Below are 17,693 nucleotides of genomic sequence, written 5' to 3' on the forward strand. Positions count from 1 at the left end.
GCAGTGAGTGATACCGTTTAAGCGTTTTTGTGGCTGCGAAGGGTCATGGAGAGGTGTGCAGGAGCATCGATTGCAGCAACCAGTGGTTTGCTGACGCGCGCAGTTTCAACACAAACCATCGTCTTATAGCCATCATTCGGCATATCGACCATGCTGCAAGATAACTCAGAACCAGGATTCCAAGCGACAACGTCACTCTGATGACGATGATGGACTTCAATCGTACGTTGCAACGCAGCATCTTTAATGAGACTGCAGGCTTGCGGTTGGGTGTAAACCCGATCGGTCTGGCCGTTAAATACCAAATCGCCAGTTTGAGTGGCATCGCTCACTTTCAGTACCTTATCGATGTATTTTTCACCTAAGCCGCTAATTTTAATCTGGCTGATATCACCGATTTGGAAATAGGTATGCAGTGCGGCCGCCGCCTGATAATCACCGTGGGATTCCAGCTCCATTTCACATTCTTCACCCAGTTTGAAGCGAGCAATCAGGGTAAAAGCGTGTGGCCAGTATTGACGGGATTCATCACTGTCTTTAAGGGTGAACGTGAGCATTACGCCGTTGTCGTTTTCATCATGGGCACTGAGTGTCCACGGCAAAATACGGGCAAAACCGTGTGACGGTTGAGCCGTTGGGCCAAACCAAGGCCAACAAATAGGAATGCCGCCGCGAATGGCGATGCCTGCTTTAAACGGTGTGTTGTTGCTCAGCCAGATAATGGGTTGTTCACTGCCTGGCTGCCAGGCTAACAGGTGGGCACCTTGTAGGGCTATGGCTGCTTTTACTTTCGGGTGTGCGACCACCACCACCGGGAGATCGTCTAATTGACGCTGGCTAATATAAGGGGAGATTTGTTCGACAACAGGCAGAGCAAATACTTTCTCGTTCATTAGTTTGGCCTTTATAGAAGTGGGGCAGTGATCTGTTGAACCTCAGATGCTTGATAATATCACAAGCAATTGCGTTTTCATGTCAGGCTCATGCATAGCAGACTAATCATTGATATTGCGCAAATTTTCTGATTAGAAAAGGTCCAGTAAGGTTTATTGCAGAAATAAAAAAACCGCCCGGAGGCGGTTTTTACTGATTTCTACATCAATCCATTACTTGGAGATGTGGGAGATCAGATCCAGAACTTTATTTGAGTAGCCAGTTTCGTTATCGTACCAAGAAACCAGTTTCACAAAGTTGTCATTCAGCGCGATACCCGCTTTGGCATCGAATACTGAGGTCAGTTTTTCGCCGTTGAAATCGGTAGAAACAACGTCATCTTCGGTGTAGCCCAGAACACCTTTCAGCTCACCTTCTGAAGCTGCTTTGATTGCAGCACAGATTTCTTTGTAAGAAGCTGGTTTTTCCAGACGAGCAGTCAGGTCAACGACGGAAACGTTAGGGGTAGGGACGCGGAACGCCATACCTGTCAGTTTACCGTTCAGTTCTGGGATAACTTTACCTACAGCTTTAGCCGCACCGGTAGAAGATGGGATGATGTTCTGAGATGCGCCGCGGCCGCCGCGCCAGTCTTTGTGAGACGGGCCATCAACAGTTTTCTGAGTAGCGGTAGTTGCATGCACAGTGGTCATCAGTGCTTCAACGATACCGAACTTGTCGTTGATGACTTTAGCCAGTGGTGCCAGGCAGTTAGTGGTGCAAGAAGCGTTAGAAACGATTTCCTGGCCAGCATAAGACTTGTGGTTAACACCCATCACGAACATAGGAGTATCGTCTTTAGAAGGACCAGTCAGAACCACTTTTTTCGCGCCAGCAGCGATGTGCTTACGAGCAGTTTCGTCAGTCAGGAACAGGCCAGTTGCTTCAGCAACAACGTCAACCTTGACTTCGTTCCACTTCAGGTTAGCCGGATCTCTCTCTGCGGTAACACGGATGGTTTTACCGTTCACAACCAGATGGCCGTCTTTCACTTCTACAGTACCGTCGAAACGACCATGAGTTGAGTCGTACTTCAGCATGTATGCCATGTATTCCGCATCCAACAGATCGTTGATTGCAACGATTTCGATGTCAGAACGCTCTTGAGCAGCACGGAAAACAATGCGACCGATACGGCCAAAACCGTTGATACCTACTTTGATAGTCATATATTCCACCAGCTATTTGTTAGTGAATAAAAGGTTGGTTGTAAAATTACAAAAACCACACCTAGCGTCAAGCGGAATCGTGTCAATTCTTGCTACAAATCAAACCCGACCGGCTGATTTGCACATTAATTACACATTCCTGAAACGATTGGCCACATTTCTATATTGGGGCGAATAGATCAGTTTAAAGCCGAAAAATGCAAAATGTGCGAGTTTTATCACAATTGCATTCTTCAAACCGGAATCGCATAGAGTTTAGGCTAAAACCTGCTGTTTTGTTGTTAATTTTTTGTTATTATTAGCTATTGTTTTCGTTGACTTTATTCCTTGTCAGAGAACCGCACAAATGGCTAAAGAACAAAAACCGACAGAACCTCTTGATCAACTGACTGATATTCAGCGGCATGTTACGCAGAACCATGGGACTGAAGCGCCATTCTCCGGAAAATTGCTACATAATAAGCGCGCCGGAGTCTATCAGTGCCTGTGTTGCCAACAGCCGTTATTTATCTCCGACTCAAAGTTTGATTCGGGCTGCGGTTGGCCAAGTTTTTATGAGCCGATCGACGCTGATTCTATTCGTTATATTGATGATTATTCTCATAATATGCATCGGGTGGAAATTCGTTGTGGGTACTGTGATGCCCATCTCGGCCACGTTTTCCCTGATGGCCCGCAGCCGACCGGGGAACGTTATTGTGTTAATTCCGCATCGTTAAACTTTGTTGATGATGAAAATGGCGATCAGGTGGCCGGTTAATCAGTGATGATAAAGCGTTAATTTTCAGAAAAAACGATTCAGCTAATTATTCATTTATCCGAGGATGCTCACATGAAGCTTGATGATCTGATCGCCGCTATGACGCCGGAAATCTATCAGCGATTGTCTCAGGCAGTAGAACTGGGCAAATGGCCAGATGGCATTGCTCTGACGCCGGAACAAAAAGAAAACAGCCTGCAAATGGTAATGCTGTGGCAGGCACGTCATAACACCGATGCCCAGCATATGAGTATTGGCACTGACGGCCAGATTGTGATGAAGAGCAAACAACAGCTCAAACAGCAGTTTGCCAAACAGCCGTTGATTAAGATCAAAGCGCAATAACGCTTTATCGCGAGTTAATAAAAATCAGGCGATTGGCCCACCTCGACGACGCCATCGCCAGTGAGGTGGCCGAGCAGGTTTGCGTCAAGATGGCGCGATTCGAGCCGATAAGGGCGCATTGATGGCGTTGTGACATTTTGCCCGTTCTCAGCGTGGCGAGCAGGTTGTTATTACCGTTAAACCGAGCTAATTAGCTCGGTTTTCGTGGTATCCCATCGTGTATTATTCGGTAGAATCAAGCTTCTCGCTAAGTTGTGCTAAGTCTATCAGTTCGGCACCCGCTTCCCGCATTGAGGCTAACGCCAGTTCACTGTCCTGTGGTTGTAAATTGACGCCACGACAACCGTCTGTCACCACCAAAGTTTTATAACCCAACGCCAATGCGTCCAACACGCTATATTTGACACAATAGTCAGTTGCCAACCCCATGATCACCAAACGACCAATACCTTGGTTTTTCAGCCAGTTATCCAGTGCCGTTTTTGCCCGTCGGCCGTTATCAAAAAATGCACTGTAGCTATCAATCTCAGGGTCTTGCCCTTTTCGGAACACTTGTTCAATTGCCCGACGGTTTAGCTGTGGGTGAAATTCTGCGCCTGGTTGGTACTGAACACAGTGTACCGGCCACCATACCTGCGGTAATCCGTTTAGCTCGCCCAGCGTCCCTGGTTGTGCCTGAGAATTAATGGCAAAGCTCCGATGCTCAGGCGGATGCCAATCCTGACTGGCAATAACGCTAATATTACGTAACTGGCACAGGGCGATAGCCTGATTGGCGACTTGAATGGTTTTATCTCCCTCGCTAACCGGCAGTGCGCCTGCGGGGCAAAAGTCATTCTGTAAATCGATCAATAGCAGGGCGGTTTTCATTCACTCTCCTAAGTGTTAACTGACGTCGGTTAATTCACCACGCAGGTTTTGTTGCATAAGCTGGCGGATTTGTTCGGCATTCAGCGGTTGGCTCAATAGATAATGCAGTTTGGTCAGTGCTGCCTCAACGGTCATATCAAAACCACTGATTACACCGGCATGAGCCAAGGCGTTACCCGTAGCGTAACCATCCATATTGACCCGACCAGAAATACATTGGGTCAGATTCACTACCACTATGCCACGTTCGCTGGCGTGTTTCAGTTCATCCAACAGTTCGGGTTTTTGTGGCGCATTACCGACACCGTAAGAGCGCAGAATCAGTGCTTTCACCGGCTGTAGCAGAAAATTACGCACCACAGCGCCAGAAATACCCGGATAAATCGTCACGACCCCGATCGGCTGCGGTGTAATGTTATGTACAATCAGCGCACCATGACAGACGGGCGACGGCACCGAGGTTACCCGACGAATATGTATACCGGCTTCCAGCAGTACGGAAAGATTCGGGGAAGCAAAAGCATCAAAGCCATCGGCGTGGGCTTTGGTGGTGCGGTTTCCACGGAATAGCTTGTTATTAAAGAACAGGGTCACTTCGTTAACCGGATAGTTAGCCGCCAGATACAATGAATTCAACAGGTTGGTTTGCCCGTCTGAACGTAACTCCGCTAACGGGATTTGCGAACCGGTCACGATGACCGGTTTAGCCAGATTCTCCAACATAAACGACAGTGCCGAAGCGGTAAACGCCATGGTGTCGGTGCCATGCAGGATGACAAAACCATCGTACAGATCGTAATTCTTCTTAATATCATTGGCGATATGCTGCCAGTCTTCTGGCGTCATATCCGATGAGTCAATCAGTGGCGCGTATTCATGGATAGTGAAATCGGGCATTTCAGGGCGATGGAATTCCGGCATTAGCGCCAGTTGCCGCTGTAAATGACCGGAAACGGGAATATAGCCCTGATCAGAACGTTGCATACCAATAGTGCCGCCAGTGTAGGCAACGTAGATGGATTTCTTTTGCATAGGAAAGATACCGCAGAATGAGATGGCTGAATTATAGGGTGCCGGACGAATAAAAAAAGCCCGACGGGTGCCGGGCGGGATATTTATCTATTATTTGTGTGGATTATCAGCGTACATCACCACAATTCAGGCACAGAGCATAACGATTCTGTGGATCATTAAGGTTAGTAAAGAAGCCTGGTTGATCTTTGACTGCCATTGCCAATGTGGTAACCGGAGCCGGCAACCATGCCTGAAGCACCGATGGCAGCATGGCATGTACTGACGCGGTCATTTGGCCGAGAATCAGATCGGCAAAGTTGGGTTGATCGACAAACCAGTTAATCTGATAAGTTTTCAATTTAGCCAGTTCGGCGGCTTTTTTCACCGCGTCATCGAAGTCGCCCAATTGATCGACTAGACCATTATTTTTGGCATCAAGACCCAGCCAAACGTGACCCTGTGCGATTTCGTCGACTTGTTCTGGTGTTTTGTGACGCGATGTAGCCACCAAATCAACAAAGTTTTTATAACCGTTCTCAATGCTGATTTGCATGATTTGCGAGAACTCTGGCGGTAGATTTTTCGTTACAGACACGTCAGCCAGCGGTGAGGTGGCAACGCCATCAGTATGTACACCGAGGGTTTCCAGTGAGTCCTGATAGGTATTGATCACACCGAATATACCGATAGAACCGGTCAGTGTGCTTGGGCTGGCAATAATATAATTGGCTGGAGTTGAAACCCAGTAACCACCCGATGCAGCCATCCCACCCATAGAAACGACCAACGGCTTGTTAGCTGCTCGTAAGGCGACTAATTCGGAGCGAATTAACTCAGAGGCACTGACGCTGCCACCAGGGCTATTAACGCGCAACACCACGGCTTTGATCTTGGGGTTCAGACGGGCTTCACGAATTTGTGCAGCCGTATTGTCGCCACCGACACTGCCTGGCGTTTGCGGTCCATCCATAATGGCACCATTGATAAAGATGACGGCAATTTCCTCACCTTGCTGCACCGCCGGTACGGGTCGATAGTCATAAATACTGATGGCGTTATAGTCGTTACTGCGCTTATTCCAACCGAAGGTTTTAATCAGCTCAGCCTCAACGGCAGGGCGCGTAGCTAACTGGTCGACCAATTTATGTTCAAGGGCATATTTGCCAGTGTCACCACCGACGGCCTGTAGGCCACTAATGATATTTGCCGCACCGGGGAATAATTGTTCCGGCGAGAGTTGACGGTTGGCTGCAACGGCAGTCAGATAATTTTGCCACAATCCACCAATCCAGCGACTATCTGCCTCACGGGCGGCTGGCGACATATCATCACGAATCATGGGTTCGACAGCTGACTTATAGGTACCGACGCGGAAAATATTCGTGGTGACTTTCAGTTTTTCCAATAAGGATTTGTAGTAGAGGTTATTGCTGGCAAAGCCTTTCAGGTCAATCGTCCCCTGTGGAGACAAATAGATCTTATTGGCAAAACTGGCCAGATAATATTGCTGTTGATTATAGCTGTCGCCAACGGCAAAAATGGGCTTGCCGCTGTCACGGAATTCCCGTAACGCTTTACCAATATATTGCAGTGAAGGTTGATCAGCACCGGAAAAATCACTCAATGATAAAACCATGCCACTGATGTTTTTATCGGTTTTTGCCTGACGAATAGTTTCAACCACATCGAACAGGGAATTTTCCTGTAAACGATTGCTGGATGCGCCCAACAGCTCTCGGGTAAATTGCATCACTTTATTATTTACCGCTGGTGTATCGACCACGATACCGCTCAGGTTGACCAGTAATGCGCCTTTTACCGGTTCCACTGGTTTGCTCTGTACCAGCAGGTAGATACCGACACCGATAGCAATTAAGAAGATCAGGAAAAGATTAAGAATAAACTCTCTAACAAAGTTAAGCAGACGCCAGGTCCACTTGAAAAAACCAGTAATAATTCGCCACAACGTGCGCATGTTATCTCCAACAAATTCGAGCAAGTGGGGGTATCCTAATGACCTACAAATAAAAAGTCAGTATTAAATAATCAGACAGTGACGCGTATTGGTCAAGCTGGTAACAAATCCATGATTTATGTTACCGTGCTGAAAATGAAAATCGTTATCAGGAGAAGATAATGGATGCGTTAGATTTATTACTTAACCGCCGCTCTGCGTCCCGTTTGGCTGCACCTGCGCCAACGGGAAGTGCACTGAAAAACATTATTCATGCTGGTTTGCGGGCACCGGATCACGGGGCGTTACAGCCTTGGCGTTTTGTGCTCATTGAAAATGCCGGGTTGGAGCGTTTCAGCGAATTATTGCAAAAAGCGGTACGACATGATGGTGCCGATGAAACGGTATTGGAAAAAGCCAAAATGGCACCTTTCCGCGCCCCGTTGATCATTACCGTTATTGCCCATGTAACGGAAAATCCGAAAGTACCCCATTGGGAGCAGGTCGTTTCTGCTGGTTGTGCGGTGCAGGCGATGCAAATGGCGGCATTGGCACAAGGTTTCAACGGTATCTGGCGCACTGGCTCCTGGACACATCATCCGGTCATTCGTGAAGGTTTTGCTTGTCGCGAACAGGACGAAATTGTTGGATTCCTTTATCTGGGCACGCCGCAATTAAAAGGATCCGGTAAAGTGACGCCGCCGGATATCGACATCTTCGTTAGCCACTTTTAAACTTTTCTTGATGCAGCTTAGGTCAAAGATTGTGGATAAGCTGCTTTTCCGTCTGCTTTGTGAGCAGGCTAACTGCTGAACCGGCAGTGCGACTTATCAATTCTCTCCGTAAGCGCTACCATAGGTGCTAGGTTCTTTGCCTATCATAATCAGTACTAATTAGTCAGATGATGGTTAACCGAGGGAAGTGATCGATGACATTGCCAGCAATACGTCTTACCCAATACAGTCATGGTGCCGGATGTGGATGTAAAATCTCCCCGAAAGTGCTGGAAACCATTTTGCATACTGAGCAACAGAAGTTTCTTGATCCACGGTTGTTGGTCGGCAATGAAACTCGGGATGACGCGGCGGTATACGATATCGGTAATGGTGTCGGTATTATCAGTACTACCGACTTTTTTATGCCGATCGTTGACGATCCTTTCGATTTTGGTCGTATCGCTGCCACCAATGCCATCAGCGACGTGTATGCCATGGGAGGAAAACCCATTATGGCCATTGCCATCCTCGGTTGGCCGATTGACAAACTGGCACCAGAAGTCGCTCGTCGGGTGATTGAAGGTGGGCGTCAGGTGTGCGAGCAGGCTGGGATTTCGTTAGCCGGAGGGCACTCCATCGATGCGCCAGAACCGATATTCGGCTTGGCTGTCACCGGAGTCGTCAGTACCGAACAGGTGAAGAAAAACAGTGCGGCGCAGGCAGGTTGTCAACTGTTTCTGACCAAACCGTTGGGGATTGGCGTGCTGACCACGGCGGAGAAGAAAAGTAAGCTGCGACCAGAACATTATGGTGTTGCTACCGAAACGATGTGCCAGTTGAATAAATCCGGCGCGGATTTCGCCCATATCCAGGGCGTGACTGCGATGACGGATGTGACGGGGTTTGGTCTGTTGGGGCACCTGAGCGAGATTTGTCAGGGTTCCGGCGTACAGGCAACGTTACATTTCTCCGCCATTCCTAAACTGCCCGCAGTGGAAGAGTATATTGCCGAAGGCTGCGTACCGGGCGGTACTCAGCGCAACTTTGACAGCTACGGACATCTGATTGGAGAACTGTCTGATTTACAAAGAAAACTATTATGCGATCCTCAAACCTCCGGTGGTTTACTGCTCGCGGTATTACCGGATTCAGTGGATGAAGTTCAGGGCATTGCCGAACGTCACGGCATGCAGCTTAGCTCCATAGGTGAGTTGACGGCGGCCTGCGCCGATCGCGCATTAATCGAGATTGTAGAATGATTTTTTCTTTGTTACCGATGTTACCGACGTTTTTTCAGGGCCAATAATGCAACTGTTTATTGCCGAAAAACCTAGCCTGGCTCGCGCTATTGCCGATATTCTGCCGAAACCTCATAAACGCGGCGATGGCTTTATTGCCTGTGGTCACGAGTATGTTGTCACTTGGTGTGTCGGGCATTTGCTAGAACAGGCGCAGCCCGATGCTTATGACAACCGCTATGCCCGCTGGTCTTTGGCTGACTTACCCATTATTCCTGAAAAATGGCAGCTAAAACCCCGACCATCGGTTAGCAAGCAGCTAAATGTGATTAAACAGTTGTTGCAGCAGGCGGATAGCGTTATTCATGCGGGTGACCCGGATCGAGAAGGGCAATTGCTGGTGGACGAAGTCCTGGATTATTTGGCACTGGCTCCGGAGAAACGTCAACATGTCCGCCGTTGTCTAATCAATGACTTAAATCCCCAGGCCGTGGAACGCGCAGTTGCGCGGCTGCGAGACAACAAAGAGTTTATCCCACTTTGCGTGTCGGCTTTAGCCCGATCTAGAGCAGATTGGCTTTATGGCATCAATATGACTCGAGCCTATACCATTCTGGGACGAAATGCAGGATATGACGGTGTACTCTCCGTTGGCCGGGTTCAAACTCCGGTTTTGGGGCTGGTGGTGCGGCGGGATGAAGAAATTGAAGACTTCGTACCAAAGGATTTCTTCGAAGTAAAAGCACATATTGTTACTCCACTGGAAGAGCGTTTTATCGCGCTTTGGCAGCCTAGTGATTCCTGCGAATCCTATCAGGATGAAGAAGGGCGCTTATTGCATCGTCCGTTGGCTGAGCATGTGGTTAAGCGGATTACTGGCCAGCCGGCTCAGGTCACCTCCTATAATGATAAACGGGAATCAGAAACCGCACCGCTGCCTTTTTCATTGTCAACGCTGCAAATCGAAGCGGCCAAACGTTTTGGCCTCAGCGCGCAACAAGTGCTGGATGTGTGTCAGCGATTATATGAAACCCATAAATTAATTACCTATCCTCGTTCCGATAGTCGTTATCTGCCAGAGGAGCATTTTGCTGGGCGCCATACGGTATTGAATGCGATTGCTACTCACTTACCCGACTTACAACCGCCCACGGTGATGGATAGCGATCGACGAAATCGTTGCTGGGATGATAAAAAAGTGGATGCCCATCACGCCATCATTCCCACTGCACGATCGAGTAAAGTCAATCTGACGCAAGATGAAGCCAAAATTTACACCTTGGTGGCGACACAATATCTCATGCAATTCTGCCCAGATGCCCAATTCCGCAAGTGTGTGATCGAACTGGACATTGCGGGTGGAAAATTCATTGCCAAAGCACGTTTCCTGGCTGAGGCAGGTTGGCGAACCCTGCTAGGCAGCAAAGAAAGGGATGAAGAGAATGAAGGCTCTCCACTGCCGGTCGTCGCAGAAGGTGACGAATTACTGTGCGAAAAAGGTGAAGTAGTGGAGCGGCAAACTCAGCCGCCACGGCCATTTACCGATGCCAGTTTATTATCGGCAATGACGGGCATTGCACGTTTCGTACAAGATAAAGAACTGAAAAAAGTATTACGTGCCACGGACGGATTAGGTACCGAGGCTACGCGCGCCGGTATTATTGAGTTATTGTTCAAAAGGACATTTTTGTTCAAAAAAGGCCGCTATATTCATGCCACCCCAGCGGGACGTGCATTAATTCATGCTTTGCCGGATATTGCTGCTCGCCCTGATATGACGGCGCACTGGGAGTCAACGCTGACCCAAATCAGCGAAAAAAACTGCCGCTATCAGGATTTTATGCAGCCGCTAGTCTCAACGCTACAAAACTTAATCAGTCAGGCGAAACAGAATCGTATCCCGCAAGCGTTTCGCGGTTTACCTGCGACGCCAACCATACCGGCTAAAAAACGTAAAAAAGCCAGCGTAAAATCCAAGGAGAGTTAATTATGAAAAAAAGTATCTTGCTGGGTTGTGTCGTGCTGGCGGGGTTATTCAGCAGTGTGGTATCGGCAAACCGCCTAACGACGGGTGGCAATATTGATGTAGTCGTACCATTACCACCAGAGGTTTGGAATAATGCTGGGACGCGTGGAACAAATAATAATAACTGTAGCCGTTGTTGCATTTATCAGAATCAGAATTACTCTGAGGGGGCGATAGTACGCGTTGAAGGTGAGATTTTACAATGTGTCCGTGATCCTAATGTGGTCGGAACAAATCCGCTGATTTGGAAACGTCTGACGCGTTAGTGGACAGTTTTGCCTGCTGAGTAATAAAGGCCTCCAATAACGGAATATCTGCTGGAGCCAATGGATAATGCCGCGCCTGTTCCGGGGTGACCCAAATAATAGCCGAGTGACACTGTATTTGCGGTTCACCACGGAATTCTGCTACGTGCCAGGCATGTAAATAAATTCTGCGTGACGGTAAGTCACTTTGCTGGCTGGCAATATAATGACCAATATCTGCCTCGATCATCAGTTCTTCGGCCAATTCTCGTCGAAGCGCCTGTGGTTGACTTTCTCCCACGTCAACTTTTCCTCCAGGAAACTCCCATAGACCTGCTTGATCGCTGTTCTCACCTCGCTGAGCCAACAGAATTTTATCTTGGCGTTGAATAATCGCGGCGACAACATCGATGATCTTCATGGAGAGAGGGGTATCCGATTAAAATAATAATAGTCCGCGTTGCCACGGATATGAGGTTAATGGCAAAGTGCTCGCAGCGGTGAAAACAGGCAGATCGTCAAGTCGTTGTTAATCCGCTTTTGTAGACGTCCCTCGCCATCCCTGGCGTGGACGTTTAGACTCTTCTGCTTATCTTCCCCACCAGAGAGCGCAGGGCCGAAGTTTGTCAACAGTCTGAGCCCGTGCTGTTTTACAGCGAGAACTCCGACCACACCGGCGCATGATCCGATGGTTTTTCCATACTGCGAATATCGTAATCAATACCGGTTGCAATACAACGTTCAGCCAAAGGCTTGCTTGCCATCAATACATCAATACGCAGGCCACGGTTTTCATCAAAACCGCGGGAACGGTAATCGAACCAGGAATAACGATCTTCACAATCAGGATTCGCGGCGCGGAACGTATCCACCAATCCCCAGTTTTGTAGGCGTTCCAGCCATTCGCGCTCTTCTGGCAAGAACGAACATTTACCGGTGCGCAACCAACGTTTACGATTATCTTCACCGATACCAATATCACGATCCGTTGGGCTGATATTAATATCACCCATAATTAAAACCTGCGCTTCTGGGGTTAATTCCTGTGCCAGATAGTTTTGCAGATCCTGATAGAAACGGGCTTTAGCGGGAAATTTGGTCGGATGGTCGCGACTTTCCCCCTGAGGGAAATAACCGTTAATTACGGTTAATGTCCCTTGTGGTGTGGCTAGATCAGCCATGATGATTCTGCGCTGTGCATCCTCTTCATCGGTTGGAAAACCGCGACGAACGGCCAGAGGCTTTTGTTTTGTCAGTAAAGCAACGCCATAATGGCCTTTTTGCCCGTGATAGAACACGTGGTAACCATGCTGACTGACTTCTTCGAGAGGGAACATATCATCGTGAACTTTAGTCTCTTGTAACCCAATGACATCGGGTTGGTGTTGTTCGATGATCGCCGCTAATTGGTGAGGACGGGCTCGTAGCCCATTGATATTAAAAGAGACAAATTTCATAACCAGCGTCGTTTCCTGATAAAAATGTGGATGAATAGTAGCAGATATTCAACAAAAATGTAATGACAGTGGGACGTGTTAAAGTGGGGGATCATACGTCTAATGGCTAAAAAATTAGACGTGTTCAATACGACTTAATACTGCTCCGTTTTATGCTTCTTTCGTCATAAACAACTTCATTTCTTTCTCTCGCCGCTTGACTAAACTAGGGGAACGTATTGACCCCATGTAGATCCAATATGAAAACTCATCTGCTGCATCAACGAAATTACCTTTATTTATATTTATTAACATATTAGAAGGTTGACCCGATTTCAAATATTGGAAACCACTTTTTACACCGGGATGACCTACTCCTACATTGAATAAAAATGAAACAAGCGCATCGAATTGATTTTGATTTAAGGGTACTGCAACGATATTATTCAGACATTCTTCACATATCATAATATCGGACTGTAACAATGACATTGCGGTCAGTTCTTCAATTTTTTGTCCTTGAATAACATTATCTGAATGGCTATAGCCAATATTCCAGATTCCATTGCTATCCTGATAAGACTCTAGACTAAGGGATTCGAACGACATGATAAGTTCAAAACCAGTTTCAGATATCATCCTATACATCTTCACCTGCCCATTGATATACGATTAACGTTATTTTACGAGAGATAACAAGGCCATTCTTCTTGTAATGACCTGTTCCACCCTATGCTATATTTATTTTATAATGTTCGCCTTGAATTTATTACACTGATGCTAATAGGTCATTTGTGACTAGGTGACTTTATATGTAATGAGTAAAATAGGCAAATATAAACCTGTTAATTTTTATTGTGACAACTTAGTTGATTTTTATTCAATTCGTCTTTCTTATTCTCTTTCTTTTTTTACTATTAATTACCATAATTTTAAAAAAATAAGCAAAAATTATTTATTATGTGCCTATGCTCTATACCATTATTTTATTTTTTTGCGTAAATACCATTGTAAAGTGGCATTTCATCATTTTTTATTCGATGAGTTGGCATTTTTTCAGTAAGACTCGATACCAATCAACTAAGTTTTATCAGTGATGATATAAAAAATAATGGGCTATGGTCATGGTATTAATAATTGTTTTTTGTTAAAAAATATAGAGTATTGGGAATATGTATGATTTAAATCTATTCATGCTTTACTTATGATTCATGCTGCGGAAATTATATTTTTAATGTTTCTATGGAGCGTTAGTTGTGAATTTTTATTGTTGCTGCTTTTAATTTAATCTTAATATATATAGTTGTTATATAAGGAATTAATGCAAATATCCTATCGAGCCACAGGATGCCAAAGATTGGTTTTTTCTAACTTACCGGCTGCGATCGTATTTTCAATGGAAAAATTAAGGGGTAGTGAACTATGTTTTTATCACGAAAGTTAGAGGCATTTATGGCCGTTGTTGAGTATGGTTCATTAAGTAAGGCTGCCAGAGTCATGAATCGAACCACTCCCCCGGTAGCTAAATCAATTAAAGATTTTGAAAGTATTATAGGTAAGAAACTTTTCAAGAGAGAGAAGTTTGGCATGAGTTTAACTCATGATGGTGAAATCCTGTATAACGACCTTAAAAATCTGCACCAACAAGATAAAGATATTACCAATAAACATTTAACGGGTCATGTTTCAAATGCTGTAAATATATATTATGATTGGGGTAAAGTTGATAGCTTAACGAAAATATGGGAAGCGGCAGAAAAAAATAATATCCATGCAAGTATTATAAGGTTTAACCATGAAACGGTTGATGATATATCAGATTTTGACGGGAATACGCTAATCATCTCATCCGAAAAAATACTTTGCGATAGATTTTCATTAATAAAAGAAGTGTGTGATGCAACATTTGGTATCTACGCCAGAAAAGAAATAATAAATACAAGTTCAGATATTATTAATCTTCTTCATAGTAATATATGGTTGTGTAACCCCGTATTGTATAAAAGTGATTTTATAAAGTCATTAGAAGAAGAAGTAAAAAAGTACGTTGGTAAAGTCAGTGTTAGACAGGTTGATGATTTTAATTGCTGTCTGAAATTTATTAACTCAGGGAGATATGTATGTATCACCGACTCTATCATCGATGGATTTAACACATCCGATAAATTAGATTTTGTTAATTTAAAAGATCAGTTTGGCGATAATAAATTTTATTTCTATAAATCCAGATCTCACTCTAGTGTTTTAAACGGATTGATAGATTTTGTTAACACAATAAATTAATGATACTAGCCTAACTGGAAGAAATTGAAAAAATATGTATTAACACCTTTAATACAACTCCTCGCAGGGGGAGTTTCTTATAAGATGCTAGATAAAGAGAAAAATTATTCTGACAGCTGAAGCACTTCTGAAGCTTTACTTTTATTCGCCTTGCATGACAACCGTAAATGGCATAACCATTGGCGATTGACTTGTCTATAACCGAAAACGTTTTTTTAATCTGCCTATTAGGACTAACAATAAGGGAATCGTGAGAATGGGTAAAGTTTGGGATTGGTATGAGTTTATGAGAATGGGCGGGGTAATGATTTATTGAGATAACAAGAGTCTTAGGAAAGATGGTGGTGGGGGAAGGATAATTCGTCACTGCGTTCCTCACCCTGCGGGCCAACGCGCTGCGTTGTTGTCTCGCTGCGCTCGGCGCGAACCTTGCCGAAGGTTCTCACCTTCCCCTATGGTTACAGATGGGATAATGACTTATTGAAATTATTTGGAGTCTTAGGAAAGATGGTGGTGGGGGAAGGATTCGAACCTTCGAAGTCGATGACGGCAGATTTACAGTCTGCTCCCTTTGGCCGCTCGGGAACCCCACCACTGGCCTAACTGCTTAGAGACGGCGTCTCGGTAAGCGGGGCGCATCATATCAAATGAAACGCCACTGTAAAGACTTGATCTGAAAAAAAAGATTTGTTTGTCGTTTTTTTGCTCGCAGAGGTGTTTCTTCAAACAAAAAATAACGATTTATTGAGCAGTTACAGAATGACGGTACGATTTCCGTAAACAAAAACACGCTGCGCTAAAACACGGTAAAGAGCGCGACTCAAGACGTTTTTCTCAACATCACGACCCGCACGCATCATATCTTCTGCCGTATATGAATGATCCACGTGAATAACATCCTGCATAATGATAGGGCCTTCATCCAAACTGTCATTGACATAGTGAGCTGTAGCACCAATGATTTTCACGCCGCGTTCATAAGCTTGATGATATGGGCGTGCACCAATAAACGCCGGCAGGAATGAATGATGAATATTGATAATCTGGTACGGATAATGTTGCACAAAGGCTGGAGTCAGTACTCGCATATATTTGGCCAAGACCACATAGTCAGGCTGGTATTGATCAATTTGCGCGATAAGTTGCTGATCGTGCTGATCCCGAGTTAGGCCTTCATGGCTGATTAGGTGGAAAGGAATATCAAAACGTTCCACCAAATTTTGCAACGAATCATGGTTGCCAATGACCGCTGCAATTTCGACATCCAGCCCACCGTATGCGCTTTTCATTAACAAATCGCCAAGACAGTGAGCTTCTTTGGTGACCATGATGACAATGCGGCGACGCCCAGCAGTATGAAGTTCTCTGTTTGTCCCCTCAGGCAGAGCGTCGTCTAAATCAGCCAGTAATGTTGTGTCATTGAAAATACCTTCCAGCTCGGTACGCATAAAAAAGCGACCAGTCAGGTGGTCAACAAATTCATTGTTTTGTACGATATTCAATTGGTGTTTGTAGCAAATGTTGGTGATCTTGGCGATTAACCCCTTCGCGTCAGGACAAATGGTACGTAACACTTTTCTTTGTATATTCTGATGTGGCATTGGTAAATCCTGTCTGAAGGTTTTTCTATGTTGTGTATCAATATGATATTGCGTAATTAATGGCGTTTTACGCGCCGATTATCCGCAACATTTCTTATATTTTTTTCCTGAACTGCAAGGGCAGGGATCGTTTCTGCCAACCTGAGGACGGATTCCATCAATATAGTACCAGTGTTCATTTAAACGAAGAAAGCGAGAACGTTCATGTAATACCGAAATGTTCGTATTTTCTCCCTCGTAAAAACGAGCAATAAATTCCACGAATCCCTCATCAGGGTGTCTGCCTGGCGCTTCAGTTACGATCGTCAGACTTTTCCATCGGGTACCGATAAAGCCTTGAAGGATGTTGTCACGCCATTCTTCTGCATGGCAATCCGGATGCCAGGTATTAATCAGGTAATCGACATTTTCTTTCACGTAAGCGCTGTAGCGAGAGCGCATTAGGATACCGGGTGCCGTGGCGTATTTTGCAGAAAGAATATAAGGTTCACAGCACTGGCCGTAATACAAGCTACTTCCACATGGACAAGATTCGGACAAAATATCTCCCGGAAACATAAAGTAAGGCCATATTGAATGATAGGATGCGCGAAAAATTCAGGTTGCTAGTGGCCTGCCAACAACGATATTCGGGCATCGAAGGCAGTCAGTCTACCTAATCACCCATGGTGGTTCAAAATGGTTACTGCAAAACAGTCGTTGAAATTGTCGGTTTGTTTTGTGATAAAGATAACAAAAAATCTTGACCGCCGTTTCAGTTTAAAATAAATCATGTTTTTTGATGAAGGTCACATTAAACCATGGGAATTAAAGGATCTAAAACATAACGCTAATTAATAAAATTATTATTATGCTTGAAAGAGGCCTATCGCTTTTAGTGCATTTAATGCTTGGCTTTCACTTCTCCATAGGCAATAAAACTTTGGATATGAGATGACACAAGCTACGCAGCAATAGCCACACAAGCTAACTCCCCGATGCCTTTCGCACATCTTGCTCTTCTTTCTTGTGGTTTGCCTTATCCATATGTCTTTATATCGAGAATCCTCGTAGCTTTTTTTCTTTTTTGTAGCGATCCCATAAATTGCGTGTGAGGTGGTACG

The 17,693-nt window shown here is 45.3% G+C and carries 17 protein-coding genes, 1 tRNA gene and 1 other RNA gene; 7 read left to right on the top strand and 12 right to left on the bottom strand.

Features of this window, described 5'->3' with window-relative positions; translation table 11 throughout:
• Window positions 1-17 precede the first annotated feature (17 nt).
• Both DJ39_RS10805 and gapA read right to left on the bottom strand, forming a co-directional pair.
• Entirely contained in the window at window positions 18-893 is an 876-nt protein-coding gene (locus DJ39_RS10805; RefSeq protein WP_004719863.1) for a D-hexose-6-phosphate mutarotase, read from the bottom strand.
• A gap of 213 nt (window positions 894-1,106) precedes the next feature.
• Window positions 1,107-2,102 (bottom strand): glyceraldehyde-3-phosphate dehydrogenase, encoded by a 996-nt coding sequence (gapA, locus tag DJ39_RS10810; protein ID WP_038242457.1) that lies wholly within the window; start codon window positions 2,100-2,102, stop codon window positions 1,107-1,109.
• A 346-nt stretch (window positions 2,103-2,448) separates the two neighbouring features.
• Here gapA and msrB point away from each other — a divergent pair, with 346 nt between their 5' ends.
• Together msrB and DJ39_RS10820 are read left to right on the top strand one after the other, a co-directional pair.
• Window positions 2,449-2,862, top strand: coding sequence for a peptide-methionine (R)-S-oxide reductase MsrB (gene msrB / locus DJ39_RS10815; RefSeq protein ID WP_004719867.1), 414 nt, complete (start codon window positions 2,449-2,451; stop codon window positions 2,860-2,862).
• 72 nt (window positions 2,863-2,934) lie between these two features.
• Window positions 2,935-3,207: a YeaC family protein gene (locus DJ39_RS10820; RefSeq protein ID WP_004719869.1), complete on the top strand. Its 273-nt coding sequence runs from the start codon at window positions 2,935-2,937 to the stop codon at window positions 3,205-3,207.
• A 222-nt stretch (window positions 3,208-3,429) separates the two neighbouring features.
• Here the strand turns inward: DJ39_RS10820 and pncA are convergent, their stop codons facing one another.
• The 3 genes from pncA to sppA all read right to left on the bottom strand — a co-directional run bounded on the left by pncA (window position 3,430) and on the right by sppA (window position 7,066).
• Window positions 3,430-4,077, bottom strand: a complete 648-nt coding sequence (gene pncA, locus DJ39_RS10825; RefSeq protein WP_004719870.1) for a bifunctional nicotinamidase/pyrazinamidase — start codon at window positions 4,075-4,077, stop codon at window positions 3,430-3,432.
• Window positions 4,078-4,092: 15 nt separating this feature from the next.
• The gene (gene ansA / locus DJ39_RS10830; protein ID WP_004719872.1) at window positions 4,093-5,109 is read right to left on the bottom strand and encodes an asparaginase; all 1,017 of its coding nucleotides are present in this window, start codon (window positions 5,107-5,109) and stop codon (window positions 4,093-4,095) included.
• A 106-nt stretch (window positions 5,110-5,215) separates the two neighbouring features.
• Entirely contained in the window at window positions 5,216-7,066 is a 1,851-nt protein-coding gene (sppA, locus tag DJ39_RS10835) for a signal peptide peptidase SppA (RefSeq protein ID WP_004719874.1), read from the bottom strand.
• Between the two features lie 161 nt (window positions 7,067-7,227).
• On the opposite strand from sppA, the gene DJ39_RS10840 reads away from it, so the two are divergent.
• The 4 genes from DJ39_RS10840 to DJ39_RS10855 all read left to right on the top strand — a co-directional run bounded on the left by DJ39_RS10840 (window position 7,228) and on the right by DJ39_RS10855 (window position 11,291).
• On the top strand, window positions 7,228-7,779 hold the full coding sequence (locus DJ39_RS10840) for an NAD(P)H nitroreductase (RefSeq protein ID WP_004719876.1): 552 nt from the start codon (window positions 7,228-7,230) through the stop codon (window positions 7,777-7,779).
• A 194-nt stretch (window positions 7,780-7,973) separates the two neighbouring features.
• Window positions 7,974-9,020: a selenide, water dikinase SelD gene (gene selD, locus DJ39_RS10845; protein ID WP_004719878.1), complete on the top strand. Its 1,047-nt coding sequence runs from the start codon at window positions 7,974-7,976 to the stop codon at window positions 9,018-9,020.
• A 46-nt stretch (window positions 9,021-9,066) separates the two neighbouring features.
• On the top strand, window positions 9,067-10,986 hold the full coding sequence (locus tag DJ39_RS10850; protein ID WP_004719880.1) for a DNA topoisomerase III: 1,920 nt from the start codon (window positions 9,067-9,069) through the stop codon (window positions 10,984-10,986).
• A 2-nt stretch (window positions 10,987-10,988) separates the two neighbouring features.
• Window positions 10,989-11,291: a DUF1496 domain-containing protein gene (locus DJ39_RS10855; protein ID WP_038242461.1), complete on the top strand. Its 303-nt coding sequence runs from the start codon at window positions 10,989-10,991 to the stop codon at window positions 11,289-11,291.
• Here DJ39_RS10855 and DJ39_RS10860 read toward each other — a convergent pair.
• The 3 genes from DJ39_RS10860 to DJ39_RS10870 all read right to left on the bottom strand — a co-directional run bounded on the left by DJ39_RS10860 (window position 11,242) and on the right by DJ39_RS10870 (window position 13,345).
• The gene (locus DJ39_RS10860) at window positions 11,242-11,685 is read right to left on the bottom strand and encodes a pyrimidine (deoxy)nucleoside triphosphate diphosphatase (protein WP_080547534.1); all 444 of its coding nucleotides are present in this window, start codon (window positions 11,683-11,685) and stop codon (window positions 11,242-11,244) included. The two genes, DJ39_RS10855 and DJ39_RS10860, sit on opposite strands and share 50 nt — an antisense overlap.
• Before the next feature lie 235 nt (window positions 11,686-11,920).
• Window positions 11,921-12,727 (bottom strand): exodeoxyribonuclease III, encoded by an 807-nt coding sequence (gene xthA / locus DJ39_RS10865; protein WP_004719883.1) that lies wholly within the window; start codon window positions 12,725-12,727, stop codon window positions 11,921-11,923.
• A 150-nt stretch (window positions 12,728-12,877) separates the two neighbouring features.
• Window positions 12,878-13,345 (bottom strand): lysozyme, encoded by a 468-nt coding sequence (locus DJ39_RS10870; protein ID WP_230596572.1) that lies wholly within the window; start codon window positions 13,343-13,345, stop codon window positions 12,878-12,880.
• Between the two features lie 783 nt (window positions 13,346-14,128).
• On the opposite strand from DJ39_RS10870, the gene DJ39_RS10875 reads away from it, so the two are divergent.
• Window positions 14,129-14,989, top strand: coding sequence for a LysR family transcriptional regulator (locus DJ39_RS10875; protein WP_004719889.1), 861 nt, complete (start codon window positions 14,129-14,131; stop codon window positions 14,987-14,989).
• Between the two features lie 339 nt (window positions 14,990-15,328).
• On the opposite strand, the gene DJ39_RS17480 is transcribed toward DJ39_RS10875, so the two are convergent.
• From DJ39_RS17480 to DJ39_RS10890, 4 genes are all read right to left on the bottom strand, one after another.
• A non-coding RNA gene (locus tag DJ39_RS17480) (RtT sRNA) lies at window positions 15,329-15,455 on the bottom strand.
• Window positions 15,456-15,497: 42 nt separating this feature from the next.
• Window positions 15,498-15,582 (bottom strand) — tRNA-Tyr (locus DJ39_RS10880).
• A gap of 159 nt (window positions 15,583-15,741) precedes the next feature.
• A complete protein-coding gene (gene purU / locus DJ39_RS10885; protein WP_004719891.1) occupies window positions 15,742-16,590 on the bottom strand; it encodes a formyltetrahydrofolate deformylase in 849 nt (282 codons plus the stop codon).
• Between the two features lie 78 nt (window positions 16,591-16,668).
• Window positions 16,669-17,130 (bottom strand): YchJ family protein, encoded by a 462-nt coding sequence (locus DJ39_RS10890; protein WP_038251743.1) that lies wholly within the window; start codon window positions 17,128-17,130, stop codon window positions 16,669-16,671.
• Window positions 17,131-17,693 lie beyond the last annotated feature (563 nt).

This window comes from Yersinia ruckeri ATCC 29473, assembly GCF_000754815.1.
GTDB lineage: Bacteria > Pseudomonadota > Gammaproteobacteria > Enterobacterales > Enterobacteriaceae > Yersinia > Yersinia ruckeri.